General features: G+C 73.0%; 14 protein-coding genes. 4 read left to right on the forward strand and 10 right to left on the reverse strand.

From position 1 onward, the window contains the following. Nucleotides 1-107 precede the first annotated feature (107 nt). The gene (locus AC5R91_RS23955) at nt 108-959 is read left to right on the forward strand and encodes a glycerophosphodiester phosphodiesterase (protein WP_495393563.1); all 852 of its coding nucleotides are present in this window, start codon (nt 108-110) and stop codon (nt 957-959) included. 396 nt (nt 960-1,355) lie between these two features. Here AC5R91_RS23955 and AC5R91_RS23960 read toward each other — a convergent pair whose 3' ends face one another. After that, complete coding sequence (locus AC5R91_RS23960) at nt 1,356-2,429, reverse strand: diacylglycerol/lipid kinase family protein (protein ID WP_495393564.1); 1,074 nt, start codon at nt 2,427-2,429, stop codon at nt 1,356-1,358. A 304-nt stretch (nt 2,430-2,733) separates the two neighbouring features. On the opposite strand from AC5R91_RS23960, the gene AC5R91_RS23965 reads away from it, so the two are divergent. Beyond that, nucleotides 2,734-3,267 (forward strand): hypothetical protein, encoded by a 534-nt coding sequence (locus AC5R91_RS23965; RefSeq protein WP_495393565.1) that lies wholly within the window; start codon nt 2,734-2,736, stop codon nt 3,265-3,267. Nucleotides 3,268-3,358: 91 nt separating this feature from the next. On the opposite strand, the gene AC5R91_RS23970 is transcribed toward AC5R91_RS23965, so the two are convergent. From AC5R91_RS23970 to AC5R91_RS24000, 7 genes are all read right to left on the reverse strand, one after another. Beyond that, nucleotides 3,359-4,330, reverse strand: a complete 972-nt coding sequence (locus AC5R91_RS23970) for an RNA polymerase sigma factor SigF (protein ID WP_495393566.1) — start codon at nt 4,328-4,330, stop codon at nt 3,359-3,361. Continuing rightward, nucleotides 4,327-4,863 (reverse strand): anti-sigma factor, encoded by a 537-nt coding sequence (locus AC5R91_RS23975; RefSeq protein ID WP_011607046.1) that lies wholly within the window; start codon nt 4,861-4,863, stop codon nt 4,327-4,329. Before AC5R91_RS23975 ends, AC5R91_RS23970 begins: the two co-directional genes overlap by 4 nt. A 363-nt stretch (nt 4,864-5,226) precedes the next feature. After that, nucleotides 5,227-5,925, reverse strand: a complete 699-nt coding sequence (locus AC5R91_RS23980; RefSeq protein WP_495393567.1) for a GNAT family N-acetyltransferase — start codon at nt 5,923-5,925, stop codon at nt 5,227-5,229. 5 nt (nt 5,926-5,930) lie between these two features. After that, nucleotides 5,931-6,557 (reverse strand): dTDP-4-dehydrorhamnose 3,5-epimerase, encoded by a 627-nt coding sequence (gene rfbC / locus AC5R91_RS23985; protein ID WP_495393568.1) that lies wholly within the window; start codon nt 6,555-6,557, stop codon nt 5,931-5,933. A gap of 213 nt (nt 6,558-6,770) precedes the next feature. Continuing rightward, on the reverse strand, nt 6,771-7,529 hold the full coding sequence (locus AC5R91_RS23990; RefSeq protein ID WP_495398043.1) for an amino acid ABC transporter ATP-binding protein: 759 nt from the start codon (nt 7,527-7,529) through the stop codon (nt 6,771-6,773). 83 nt (nt 7,530-7,612) lie between these two features. Continuing rightward, complete coding sequence (locus AC5R91_RS23995) at nt 7,613-8,608, reverse strand: amino acid ABC transporter permease (protein ID WP_495393569.1); 996 nt, start codon at nt 8,606-8,608, stop codon at nt 7,613-7,615. Continuing rightward, nucleotides 8,605-9,468: an ABC transporter substrate-binding protein gene (locus AC5R91_RS24000; RefSeq protein WP_495393570.1), complete on the reverse strand. Its 864-nt coding sequence runs from the start codon at nt 9,466-9,468 to the stop codon at nt 8,605-8,607. The genes AC5R91_RS23995 and AC5R91_RS24000 overlap by 4 nt, the downstream gene beginning before the upstream one ends. A 440-nt stretch (nt 9,469-9,908) precedes the next feature. On the opposite strand from AC5R91_RS24000, the gene AC5R91_RS24005 reads away from it, so the two are divergent. Continuing rightward, nucleotides 9,909-11,138 carry an NAD(P)-dependent malic enzyme gene (locus AC5R91_RS24005; protein ID WP_495393571.1) on the forward strand — a complete coding sequence of 410 codons (1,230 nt, stop codon included), beginning with the start codon at nt 9,909-9,911 and terminating at the stop codon, nt 11,136-11,138. Nucleotides 11,139-11,229: 91 nt separating this feature from the next. Here the strand turns inward: AC5R91_RS24005 and AC5R91_RS24010 are convergent, their stop codons facing one another. After that, nucleotides 11,230-11,475: a hypothetical protein gene (locus AC5R91_RS24010; protein ID WP_495393572.1), complete on the reverse strand. Its 246-nt coding sequence runs from the start codon at nt 11,473-11,475 to the stop codon at nt 11,230-11,232. Between the two features lie 179 nt (nt 11,476-11,654). Between AC5R91_RS24010 and AC5R91_RS24015 the strand changes: the two genes are divergently transcribed. Beyond that, nucleotides 11,655-12,629, forward strand: coding sequence for a zinc-binding dehydrogenase (locus AC5R91_RS24015; protein ID WP_495393573.1), 975 nt, complete (start codon nt 11,655-11,657; stop codon nt 12,627-12,629). A gap of 13 nt (nt 12,630-12,642) precedes the next feature. Here the strand turns inward: AC5R91_RS24015 and AC5R91_RS24020 are convergent, their stop codons facing one another. Further along, a complete protein-coding gene (locus AC5R91_RS24020) occupies nt 12,643-12,822 on the reverse strand; it encodes a DUF6104 family protein (protein WP_009742177.1) in 180 nt (59 codons plus the stop codon). Between the last annotated feature and the right edge of the window lie 94 nt (nt 12,823-12,916).

Genomic DNA, 12,916 nt, shown 5'->3' on the forward strand with positions numbered 1-12,916 from the left:
CATCGGTGTTCGTCTGCACGCATCCGGGTTACTCCGGCCGCGGCTGGGCGGCGTCCTCCCCGCCTGCCGTGACACGCACGGCCCGCCGGAGATGGCAGGGTTGGGCCATGGAGGTTCTCGGTCATCGCGGTAGCAGGGTTCCCGGCCCGGAGAACACGGTCGAGGCGGTGGACGCGGCGCTGTGTGCCGGCGCGGACGGCGTCGAGATCGACGTCCGCCGCAGCGCCGACGGGGACCTGGTGTGCGTGCACGACGCCCGGCTGTCCAAGCCGGCCGGGCGGGCGATCGTCCGGCAGCCCACCGAGGCGCTGCGCGCCCGCGGCATCCCGCTGCTTGACGAGATCCTCGACGTCTGGGCCGGCCGCGGCCGGCTGATCTGCGAGATCAAGAACCAGCCCGGCCAGCCGGACTTCGACGCCCCCCGGGAGCGCACGGCGCGGGCCCTCGCCGAGCGGCTGCGCGCCCGGGGCTGGACGGGGCCACGGCCCACGGTGGCCGACCTCGACGCCGGCGCCGGCGGCATCACGGTGTCGTCGTTCGACTGGTTCGCCATCGAGGCCCTGCGGGACGCGGAGCTGGCCGTCACGACGGCGTTCCTGACGATGCCGCGGATGTCCGTCAGCGGCGGCCTCGCCTACGCGCGGTCCGCGGGCCACGCCGAGCTGCATGCTCACACCAGCGCCGTGCTCGGCTCGCCGGACGCGGGCGCCCGCGCCCGGCAGGCCGGCGTGCGCCTGGTGACGTGGACGGTCACCGCCGTCGACGCCGCCCGCCGGCTACGGGACGCCGGGGTCGCCGGGGCGATCTGCGACGACCCGGTCGAGATCCGTCGAGCCCTCGGCGCCCCGCCAACCCCGGACACTTCAGCAGCCCCGGACACCTCGCCCGCCCCGCCCGCCCCGGGCACCTCGCGAGGCGCGGACACACCGCCCGGCGCGGGAGTCCCCCAGGACGACTGAGGCGAGACGGGGACCACCTCTCCCGGCCCCTGATCGTCCTGGCGGGGATCGCGGCTAGAATGCGGCCGGGTCGTGCCGAGGCATGAGTACGGCATTCCGGACGCGGACCGTGCCCAAGCCTCGGCACGATTCCGTACACGATCGATCACGGCGGTTGGTGGGCGCCCGAAAGGTGCCCGGAATCCGGACCGTGAGCGGCGGGTCGCCTGTCGGCGTGGGACTCGGACGTGCTCGTCCCACCCGTCCGAGGATCGCGACACCCGCCGCCGGTGCGGGCGGACCTGCGGATGCCCGACCCCGACCCCGACCCCGACCGCGTCGGCATGGCTGTTGGGTGGGGTGGCTGCCGGGTGGCGTGGCTGGCGGGCAGTCCCCGGTCGAGGCCGGGGCGGCTGGTCAGGCGATGACGCGCAGGGCCCGCGGGTGGTGGGTGAGCGTGACGTCGACGTACTCGCCGAGGTACTCGCCGTCCATCTGCAGCGGCAACGGGTGATCCGCAAGGAACCGGATCACGGCCGCGTCGTGGCGGCGCACGACGTTGCGCCCTCGCGGACCGCGCCCGTCTCCCAGGATCTGCGAGGCCGTGCGCAGCACGCTGGACAGCCGCACCCGGCGCAGCGCCAGCAGGTCCAGCCCGGTGTCGAACGACGCCTCGGGGCAGGCCAGCACGGGACGGGAGTTCAGGTAGGTCCACGGGCGGGTGTTGCAGACGATGCCGAGGGCGATGCGCTCCTCGGTGCTCCCGGCCGCCTCGGCGCCGGCCTGCCCGGCATCGGTCGGCAGGCCGGCATAGGCAGGGAGGCCCGCGTCGGCAGGGCGGGCGGCGTCGGCAGCCGGATCGGCATCGGCGGGGAGAGCGGCGTCGGTGGGAAGGCTGTGGGCGTCGGTCGTCTCCAGGGTGATGGGCGGGGCGCCCCGGTCGGTGCCGCGGGTCACCTGGCCCGCCGCCGTCCGCAGGAACAGGCCGGCGCTGTTGCGGCGCCCCTTGTGCCGCTTCTCCTCGGCCCGCGCGACCACCCGTGCGTCCAGCCCGATGCCGAAGCAGAACGTGAACCAGCGGCCCTCGTCGCCATACTCGGCGCGACCGATGCTGATCCGGCGGCTGCGCCCCTCGCGCAACGCGTCCAGCAGCTCGCCGGTCGCCTCCACCGGCGAGGCCGAATATCCCAGGGCACGAGCGAACACGTTCGTGCTGCCGCCCGGCACCACCGCGAGCGCCGGCCCGTCGTCGACCGGGCCGTTCTGAAGCAGCCCGTTGGTGATCTCGTTGACGGTGCCGTCCCCGCCGAGCGCGATCACCACGTCGACGCCGAGCTCGACGGCCCGCGCCCCCAGCTCGACCCCGTGGCCGCGGCCCTTGGTCAGCACGGTCTCCATCACGACGTCCGCCGCGAGCGCGCTGGCGAGGACGTCACGAACACGTTCGGTTGTAGTGGTGGCGACGGGGTTGACGACCAGCAGCCCTCGCATGTCTCTACCGTAGTCCGCCCGCCCATCCCGGGCGGCGGCTGGGAAAACTCTCACATCGGTGAAACCGGGGGGTCCGGGTGTCAGCGCCGTCGCGGTCGCCGCGTCCCGAGCCCGGCCGCGAATCGGTATGAACCGCCTGTAACGGGCGCCCAGGGGAGTCGTGTAACGGTAACGGCGACCCCTGTCCGCGCCGACTGGGTAGTGGGGCACCGGTCCGGACCGGGCGACCGCTCTGGTCTTTTGGGAGACCGGTCTGGCTTCGTGAGAGACCGGTCTGGCCGCTTGGCGACGTAGTGTCGGAACCATGGGGTCCACGAGCCGTCCCGGGCAGCCGGCCGGCGGCCGGTTCGGCGAGCTGCGTGAGGCCGCGCGCACGGCGTCCGTGCCGGCCTGGGTGGCGAGCGTCCTGCTTGCCGCCGAGGCGCTTGTCCTGCTGGCGCTGGGCGTCCTGCAGGTGCTGCGCGGGTTCGGTTCCGACATCGACGACGTCGGGCGCGCCGAGACCGGTGGCGTTCTCGCGCTCCTCGGCGCCGTGGGCGTGGCCGTGCTCGCGGCGGGAGTGCTGCGGCGCAGGGCGTCCTACCGGTCGCCCACGCTCGTCGTGCAGATCCTCTGCCTGCCGGTCGCCTGGGGGCTGGTGCAGGCCGGCGACTACGGCTACGGCATCCCGCTGTTCGTCGTCCCGCTCGTGGTCGTCGTGGCCCTGCTGGCCTCGGTCGGGTTCGGTCCGTCGGCCTCCGACGCCCGCGGCCCCGCCACCCACGTGGGGCAGGACGAGGGCGGGGACGCCGGACGCGGCGACGGCCGACGGGCGCCCCGCGGGCCGCAGCGTCCCTGAGACGTGCGCGGCGCGGTATGCGTTCGTGAGGTTGTGGCGGTCCTGCGGCGGTACGCGACCGGGTGAGGCCGGACGACCGGAGTCGGAGGGGTCAGCCGTCCTCGAGCAGGCCGCGGCGTAGCTGGGCCAGGGTCCGGGCCAGCAGCCGGGACACGTGCATCTGGGATATCCCGAGCTCGGTGGCGATCTGCGACTGGGTCATGTTGCCGAAGAATCGCAGGAGCAGGATGCGCTTCTCCCGCGGCGGGAGCTTCTCCAGCAGCGGCTTGAGCGACTCGCGGTACTCCACTCCCTCCAGGGACTCGTCCTGGACGCCCAGGGTGTCCGCGACGGCGGGAGCCTCGTCGTCACCGGAGTCCGGCGCGTCGAGGGAGACCGCCGAGTAGGCGTTGGCCGATTCGAGCCCCTCGAGGACGTCCTCCTCGCTCATCTGCAGATGCCGGGCGATCTCGCTGACGGTGGGGGAGCGGCCGAGCGTCTGGGACAGCTCGGACGTCGCCTTTGTCAACGAGAGCTTGAGCTCCTGCAGGCGGCGGGGAACCCGGATCGCCCAGCCCTTGTCGCGGAAGTGCCGCTTGATCTCGCCGACGATCGTCGGGGTGGCGTAGGTGGAGAACTCCACCCCGCGCTCCGGGTCGAACCGGTCCACCGACTTGATCAGGCCGATCGTGGCGACCTGGACGAGATCGTCGAGCGGCTCGCCGCGGTTGCGGAAGCGCCGGGCGAGGTACTCCACCAGCGGCAGGTGCATCCGGACGAGCTGGTCGCGGATGGCGGCGCGCTCCGCGTCGCCATCGGGTAGCTCGGCGAGGCGCACGAACAGCGCCCGGGCCATCGCCCGGTCGGGCGAGTGGGTGCGTTCGGTGGCCCCGCGCTCGGGTTCGGCGCTCGGCACCGGCTGGGCCGCGACCTCGGTGCCGAGGTCCGGTTCCTGGCCGCGCTCGGCGGGATGCTCGTCCAGGGCGGCCCCCCGCTGGCTCAGCGCGGCCACCGGGTCCACCGCGGGGGCGTCCTGGCCGGCTGCCGTGCGGGGCGGAGTCGGGGTTCTGCCGGTTGACGTCACGGTGTACCTACCGCGTCACCCAATGGTGTCTGGTCGGCCGCACCCGATCCGCGGACGTGCCCCGCCGGCGGCTCGCCGAGGTCCGCCCGCACGCCCCGGCGCTTCTGCAGCGTGATGCTCACCTTGTTGCCCGGGCCCGTGGAGGTGTCCACATCGCCCGCGAGGGCCTTGAGCACCGTCCAGGCGAAGGTGTCCTCCGACGGGGGCTCGCCGTCGAGGCTCTCGACCGTCACCAGCACGTGCATCACCCCGGGCGAGAGCGTGAACGTGCAGTCGAGCGACGACCCGGGTACCGCCGAGACGAGCAGCAGCGCGCACGCCTCGTCCACGGCGATCCGCAGGTCCTCGATGTCGTCGAGGGTGAAGTCGAGCCGGGCCGCGAGGGAAGCCGTGGCGGTGCGCAGAACAGTCAGGTACGCACTGGCCGCGGGCAGGGTGAGCGCGACGACGTCGCGCAGGCCGCCGGAATGGGCGGTTTGGCTGTCGATGGTGTCGGAGTTCTCCGCGCCGCCGGTCGAAGGCGTCGGATCCACGTTCCTACCCCCAAAGAGCCTGCGTAGTGCGAGGAGGACCCTCGCGGGTGATCCGCCGGCCGGAGCCGGCCGAACGATGATGTTGTGAATGACTGCCTTCCCGCCCACCGACGGCATCATGCATCTCCGCGGCGGCCGTGACGTCCCTCATGGCCGGTCGCGATCCGCTCCGTCGGCGGCCGTCGGTGGCCACCGCCTCCACCGTACCCAGCCGCCGGTGGGTCCCGCAGGTCGGGTGATCGTAAGCCCCCTCCGTCGGCGCCTTTCCGGGCCTGGCCGACGCCGGTGCCGGCCACGCACGCGAGGCCCAGGAACGGGGACGAACCGGCGGGCCGGGCCCCGATCCGGGCCGAAGCGGCGGGATCAGGCCGGATCGCCGGTGCCGGTGCCGGTGCCGGTGCAGGGGCGAGGGCGGGCCAGGGCGGCGAGATCGGTGAGGGCGTCGCCGTCCACCCGCCAGGTCGACCACCCGCTCAGCGGCCGCGCCGCCAGCGAGCGGTAGAACGCCTGCGCCGGCGTGTTCCAGTCGAGCACGGCCCATTCGAGCCGCCGGTAGCCGCGCGTGACGCAGACCGTGGCGAGCGCGGCGAGCAGCGCCCGGCCGTGGCCGGCACGGCGGTGCTCCGGTCGCACGAACAGGTCGATCACGCGCATGCCGGACTGGCCAGTCCAGGTGGAGAAGGTCGGATGCCAGATCGCGAAGCCCACGACCGGGGGTGGATGCGCCGCCCCGGCCGGAAGTGGATGGCCAGCCGGACGTACACCGCCAGCCGTGAGCGCACCGCCAGCCGTGAGCGCACCGCCAGCCGTGAGCGCACCGCCAGCCGTGAGCGCACCGCCGGTCGGACGGGGGCCCCCAGGCGGGGGTGGGCCCCCGTCCGGGGTGGCACCCCCGGGTGGCTGGTCGGCCGTGGCCACGAGGCAGTAGGCGGCCGGGATCGGGCCGAACAGGGCGGCCTGCAGGTCGGCTGGGGTCATGGCGACCCGGTCCGCTGCGCGCTCGTAGGCGGCGAGCGCCCGGACCAGCTCCAGGACGACCTCGACGTCCCCGGGGCCGGCCACCCGGATCACTGTGATCCGCCCGCCATGGCGCCGGCGGCACGTAGCTCGTCGTAGAAGGCCAGGCAGTCGCGGTAGGCCGGCAGCAGGCCCGCCGACTCGGCCTCCTTCAGTGAGGGGGCCGCGGCGTCCTTCTCCGACAGCAGCGGCGTGAGGTCGTCGGGCCAGGGCAGCGCCAGATCGGGGTCGAGCGGGTTGACGCCGTGCTCGCGACCAGGGGTGTAAGGCGTCGAGCACAGGTAGGAGATCGCCGCGTCGTCGGTCAACGCCATGAAGGCGTGCCCCAAGCCCTCCGAGACGTACAGGCCCCGCCGGTCGACGTCGTCGAGCAGGACCGAGGCGAAAGTGCCGAACGTTGGCGATCCGGTGCGGATGTCGACGACGCAGTCGAGCACGCGCCCGCGCACGCATGTCACGTACTTCGCCTGACTGGGTGGCACCTGAGCGTAGTGCACGCCGCGAAGGGTCCCGGCCCGGCTGACGCTGTGATTGGCCTGCGACAGGGTCAGCGGATGGCCCACGACCTCGGCGAGAGCGTCGGAGCGGAACCACTCCAGGAAGGTCCCGCGGCTGTCGGAGTGCTGACGCGGGGTGAACACCCAGGCGTCCGGAACCGATAGTTCGCTGATCTCCACGCAGCGAAGGTACCGGTTCGGCCGGTTGCCTCCCAGCAGGCCGGACCGTCGGGTCGGCGCGCGTTGGCGCGCAGGTGTGGCTCTTGCGGAGCGCCGGCTCCGGTGGTGCGGCCGGTGTCGTGCGCTGACGTCCACGGTGGAGCCGACGTCCACGGCGGGGGCAGCGGCCACGGTGGGGGCGTGTCCACCGTTGGCCAGCGTCGACCGTGGGGACTAGAGCACCTTGGACAGGAAGGCGCGGGTGCGCTCGTGCGCCGGCGCGGTGAGCAGGGTGGCCGGCGGCCCGACCTCGACGACCGTGCCGGCGTCCATGAAGACGACGGTGTCGGCCGCCTGGCGGGCGAACCCGAGCTCGTGCGTGACCACGATCATCGTCATCCCCTCGGCGGCGAGCTGGCGCATGATCTCCAGCACCTCGCCGACCAGCTCGGGGTCGAGCGCGGAGGTCGGCTCATCGAACAGCATCAGCTTGGGGCGCATCGCGAGCGCCCGGGCGATCGCGACCCGCTGCTGCTGCCCGCCGGAGAGCTCGGCGGGATAGGCGCCCGCCCGATCGGCGAGGCCCACCCGGGCCAGCAGTGCCCGGCCCCGTTCGACCGCCTCGGACCGCCGCTCGGCGCGCACTCGGACCGGGGCCTCGATGATGTTCTCCAGGGCGGTCAGGTGCGGGAAGAGGTTGAACCGCTGGAACACCATCCCGATCTCCCGGCGCTTGCGGGCGATGTCGCGGGGCCGCAGCTCCCGGATCCGCCCGCGGTGCTCGCGGTAACCGACGAGCTCCCCGTCGACCTCCAGCCGGCCACCACTGATCCGCTCCAGGTGGTTGATGCAGCGCAGGAACGTGGTCTTCCCGGAGCCGGATGGACCGATCAGGCAGGTCACCTCGCCGGGGACGACGGTCAGGGAGACCTCCCGAAGGGCGGCGTGCTGGCCGAACGACTTTCGCACCCGCTCGGCGCGGACCATAGGCACCCCGCCGGCCGGCACCCCGCCGGCCGGGCCCCCGACCGCCGCCCGCGTGGCGGGCTCGGTGGGCCCGGGCGCCGCCTCGCCGCTCACCGGCGCTCCCCGACGCGGGGCAGGGTTCCACGGGCGAAACGGCGCTCGAGCTGGTGCTGCCCGACCGTGAGCACCGAGGTCAGCGCGAGATACCACAGCGCCGCCACGATCAACAGCGGGATCGTCTGGAAGTTGCGGGCGTAGATGAGTCGCGTGGCGTTGAGCAGTTCGTTGTAGGAGATCACGCTCACCAGGGAGGTCGTCTTGAGCATCGAGATGGTCTCGTTGCCGGTGGGTGGAATGATCGTCCGCATGGCCTGCGGCAGCACGATGCGCCGCAGGGTCAGCGCCCGGGACATGCCGAGCGCGGACGCCGCCTCGGTCTGGCCCGGGTCGACGCCGTTTATCCCGGCGCGCACGATCTCGGCCATGTAGGCGGCCTCGTTGAGGCCGAGCCCGAGCACCGCCGCGGCGAACAGCGGCACGATGTGGTTGGCGTCGCCGGAGACGAAGCTCGGCCCGAACGGTATTCCGAGCGAAAGCCGGGGGTACAGCGCGCCGATGAAGCTCCAGAACAGGATCTGCACCAGCAGCGGTGTGCCCCGGAAGAACCAGATGTACAGCCAGGCGGCGCCGGCCACGACCGGGTTCGGCGACATCCGCAGGATGGCCAGCACGATTCCGCCGACGATCCCGATCGCCATCGCGATGACCGTCAGGTAGACGGTGGCCCACATGCCGCGCAGTACCGGCGCGGCGAACAGGTAGTCGCTGACGGTGCCCCACTGGAAGTTCCGGTTGGTGACGAGGGAGTGCACCCCCATCGCGGCGAGCACCAGGATGGCCACGCCGGCCGCCCACCGGCCGGGATGGCGCAGCGGCACGGCGTCGACGTCCACCCCGACCCCCGCCGCGGGCGCTGCGCCTGCCGCCGGCGCCGCCGCGGCTGCGAGGGCAGGTTCGGCGGCCGGGGCGGCTTCGGCGGCGGTGGCGGGTTCGGTGGCGGGGGTGGTGGCGCCGCGCTGGGGCGGAGAGGCGTCCGCGGCCGTCATCCGGCCGCGCCGTTGAGCCGCGGGTCGCTGATGGCCCCGTCACGGACCCCCCACCGGTCGAGGATCTTCGCGTAGGCGCCGTCGTCGATCAGCTTCGCCATGGCGGCGCGCAGCGGAGCGGCCAGGCCCGAGTTCTTCGGCACGGCGATACCGTAGGGCGCGGTCCCGTAGGGCTTCCCCACGATCCTGATCTTTCCGCCGGACAGCTTCGCCTGGTAGTCGGCGACCGGCGAGTCCGCCATCGACACCTCGGCACGCCCCGAGGTGAGGGCCAGGTTGGCGCCGTTCTGGTCGTCGTAGTTCTGCACGCTGACCTTGGGCCTGCCCGCCGCCGTGCACCGGCCGCTCTGGTCGCCGGCGTCGGTCTGCTGGGTGGTGCCGGTCTCCACCGCCACCGTGTGCCCGCACAGGTCGGCCAGCGTGGCGATCTCCACCCCACCCTGGCCGCGGGTCATGAAGGAGGTGCCCGCGGAGTAGTAGGTCACGAAGTCGACCTGCTTCTCCCGCTCTTTGGTGTCGGTGAAGGACGACATGCCGACGTCATATCGACCGGAGGCGAGACCGGGCAGGATCGAGTCGAAGACCACCTGCGTGGGCTGGACCTTGAGACCCAGGACACCGCCGAGCGCGCGGGCCAGGTCGATATCCATTCCGATGATGGTTTTTCCGTCCGTGTCGAAGAACTCGTTCGGCGCGTAGGACGGGTCGGTGGCCACCGTGAGCGTCCCCTTGTCGCGGCTGCTTTGGGGTAGTTGACCTGCGATGACGCCGTCGGTGGCGGTTGTCGTCGCCGACGTGGCCGTGGTGTTGGAGTCGTCATCGCCACAGCCCGCCGCGATCGTCAGCAGCGCGAGGCTCATGACCAGGGCAGATATCCTCGCACCATGACGAAAAACGCCGCTGTGCACTGATGACCTCCAGGATTCGGGTGGAGCGTTATGTGATGTGGGCGGTGTCCGAGTGCACCCAACCCTGATCATGTGACGCCTTCGCTACGCTCGCGCACCCGCTCCGTGTCGACATGTTTCGTTTGCGTTGCGGTGAGGTTCGTCCGAGGTTCACCGTGGGCGAACCTTCGGCGAGAGCCCGACCGGGTCGGCGTGCGATATTGGAAGTAACCCCGGGCAACCCCCGGGCGCTCGTCCCGCTGCACGATCACCAAACATCGTGGAGTGGGGCCGCTCAGGCCCGCCCTCCTGCGGACACGGCACGCACGGAGGGCGGGCGTCTTGTAGCGCCGCCCAGGTGGTACCACGATCGCCCACGGGGCCACCGGCGGCATGTCCGAGGAGCAATCTCCGTGACCGCAACCACTGACCACTCGACCCTCGACTCCACCGCCGCGTCGGAACTGGCCGGGGTCAGCCCGCGCCCGTCCGACGACGATCCCGCCTTCGCCCTGCACCGCGGCGGGAAGATCGGTGTCGCGCTCACCGTCCCGCTGGAGAACCGCGAGGACCTCTCGCTGGCTTACACTCCCGGGGTCGCGCGGGTGTGCATGGCGATCGCCGAGACGCCGGCACTCGCCGACGACTACACCTGGCGGTCCAACACCGTCGCAGTCGTCACCGACGGGACCGCCGTGCTCGGCCTCGGTGACATCGGCCCCCTGGGTTCCCTGCCGGTCATGGAGGGCAAGGCGGCGCTGTTCAAGCACTTCGGCGGCGTCGACGCCGTCCCGCTCGCGCTCGACTGCACCGACGTCGAGGAGATCGTCGAGACCGTCGTCCGGCTCGCGCCGAGCTTTGGCGGGATCAACCTCGAGGACATCTCGGCGCCACGGTGCTTCGCGATCGAGCGCCTCCTGCAGGAGCGCGTCGACATCCCGGTCTTCCACGACGACCAGCACGGCACCGCGATCGTCGCCCTGGCCGCGCTGGAGAACGCCGCCAAGCTGACCGGGCGCACCCTCGGCGACCTGCGTGCCGTGGTGTCCGGCGCGGGTGCGGCCGGGGTGGCGGTGACCCGCATCCTGCTGGCCGCCGGCATCGGCGACATCGCGGTCGGTGACAGCCGTGGCATCATCTACCCCGGCCGTGAGGCCCTCACCTCGGTGAAGGCCGCGCTCGCCGCCGAGACCAACAGCGCCGGCCTGACCGGTTCGATCACCGACGCGCTGCGCGGCGCCGACGTGTTCCTCGGCCTGTCCTCCGGGCAGGTGCCGGAGGAGGCGGTCGCCACCATGGCTCCCGAGGCGATCATCTTCGCGATGGCGAACCCGGACCCCGAGGTGGAGCCCGCGATCGCCCACAAGTACGCCCGCATCGTCGCCACCGGGCGCAGCGACTACCCCAACCAGATCAACAACGTGCTGGCGTTCCCCGGGGTGTTCCGCGGTGCGCTCGACGTGCGGGCCAGCCGGGTGACGGAGGGCATGAAGCTCGCCGCCGCCACGGCGCTCGCCGACGTGATCGCCGACGAGCTCGCCGAGGACCTCATCATCCCGAGCGTGTTCGACCCCCGGGTGGCCCCGGCCGTCTCCGCGGCGGTCGCCGCGGCCGCCCGGGCCGACGGGGTCGCCCGGCGCTGACGGAAGATCCCGGACGGTCGGGGACCCCGCGGGCAGCCGCCTGCGGGGTCCCCGTCGTCCACGGCGGAGCAGGGCCCGAGCGGGCGCGTCCTCAGACCCGGCCGCACCCCTGGCAAGGCCGGTGCTCGACGGCGTCGTCGAGCGGGCGGAGCGTCCCGCAGCCCTTGTAGGAGCAGCAGACGAAGTCCGCCGACATGACGGTGATGACCGGTGTGCCGTCGACCATGACCGTGGCGGGTGCCTCCGGGATCGGGACGACGTGCCGGCGGCGCAAGCTCAGCCGCCGGTGCGCCCCGCGCCGACGGGGCGTCTCTGACGGGTCATCCCGGGTCACCACGGTTTGTTCACCGCACCGTCCGCGCTTGTCGTACCCACGGCGATGAGTTCAGCACAACGGACCCGGGGACGCGCGGCCCGGGGCGGATGATCCCTGTTCGTCGGAAATGACCTCGACATCCCCCTTGCGGCCGCCTCGAGTCGCTCGCGCCCGCGACCGGGCGGCCGTAGGTTCGTGGGGTGCTCGCAGCCGCCGCGGTCTCCCTGCATCCCGATGCCCCTCTCGACGGTCTGTCCATCGGCGAGCAGCCTGAGCCCGCGCCGCCGGACGGGTGGGCCACCGTCACGGTGCGGGCCGCCTCGCTGAACCATCACGACCTCTTCAGTCTGCGTGGAGTGGGTCTGCCGGCCGACCGCCTTCCGATGATCCTCGGCTGTGACGCCGCCGGGGTGACCGCCGAGGGGGAGGAGGTCGTCGTGCATGCGGTGATCGGTGATCCGGCTGCGGGGGCCGGCGACGAGACGCTGGACCCGCGGCGAACCCTACTGTCCGAGCTGCATCCCGGCACCCTCGCCGAGCGGGTCGCGGTGCCCCGGCGCAACCTCGTGCCGAAGCCCGCCGGGCTGACGTGGGAGGAAGCGGCGTGCCTGCCGACGGCGTGGCTCACCGCCTACCGGATGGTGGTGTCCCGGGCCGGCCTGCCCGCGGGCGGCGGCGGGACGCTGCTCGTCCAGGGCGCCGGCGGCGGGGTGGCGACCGCCGCCCTGCTGATCGGCAAGGCCGCGGGGCACACCGTTTTCGTCACCTCGCGGGACGAGGGCAAGCGGGCGCGGGCCGCGGCCCTCGGCGCCGACGGCGTGTTCGAGTCCGGCGCCCGGCTGCCGAAGCGGGTCGACGCCGTCATCGAGACCGTCGGCGCGGCCACCTGGAGCCACTCGGTCAAGTCCCTGCGGCCCGGCGGGCGCATCGTCGTCTCCGGCGCGACCAGCGGCCCGAACCCGCCGGCCGAGCTCACCCGGATCTTCTTCCTGCAGTTGTCCGTCGTGGGCTCCACGATGGGCAGCCGGGAGGAGCTCGTCGATCTGCTCGCCTTCCTGGAGCGCACCGGCGTCCGCCCGCCGGTGCAGGAGGTGCGCCCGCTGTCCGCGGCGCGCGCAGCGTTCGAGCAGCTCGCGGACGGGGCCGTCTTCGGCAAGCTGGTCCTGACGCCCTGAGCGCCCGGCCGGCTCAGAGGTCGGCGTCGTCGTCGGGGCGGGCCAGCCAGGTGGCGAGGCGTTCGACGGCTTCCTCGAACTCCGGGTGGACGTCGACGAACGCCCGCAGCGAGTCGGCGAGCCCCTCGTAGGTCACCGTCTCCGCGCCGCGGCGGTCGGCGAGTTCCTCGATGCCTCGGTCGGTGAAGTACATCCCGCTCCCGTCATCCCGGCGGCGTCTTGGGTCCCGCCGTCCGGCCGGATCAGCGGACAGGACGGCCCCGGCAGGGCCGGGACCGTCCGTCATC

This window comes from Frankia sp. BMG5.60 (assembly GCF_059428125.1).

What these genes read in the sequence shown, in the direction of transcription:
- AC5R91_RS23965 (WP_495393565.1), top strand. Translation starts at nt 2,734, where the DNA reads ATGGGGTCCACGAGCCGTCCCGGGCAGCCGGCCGGCGGCCGGTTCGGC.
- AC5R91_RS23960 (WP_495393564.1), bottom strand. Translation starts at nt 2,429, where the DNA reads ATGCGAGGGCTGCTGGTCGTCAACCCCGTCGCCACCACTACAACCGAA.
- AC5R91_RS23955 (WP_495393563.1), top strand. Translation starts at nt 108, where the DNA reads ATGGAGGTTCTCGGTCATCGCGGTAGCAGGGTTCCCGGCCCGGAGAAC.
- AC5R91_RS24000 (WP_495393570.1), bottom strand. Translation starts at nt 9,468, where the DNA reads ATGAGCCTCGCGCTGCTGACGATCGCGGCGGGCTGTGGCGATGACGAC.
- AC5R91_RS23995 (WP_495393569.1), bottom strand. Translation starts at nt 8,608, where the DNA reads ATGACGGCCGCGGACGCCTCTCCGCCCCAGCGCGGCGCCACCACCCCC.
- AC5R91_RS24020 (WP_009742177.1), bottom strand. Translation starts at nt 12,822, where the DNA reads ATGTACTTCACCGACCGAGGCATCGAGGAACTCGCCGACCGCCGCGGC.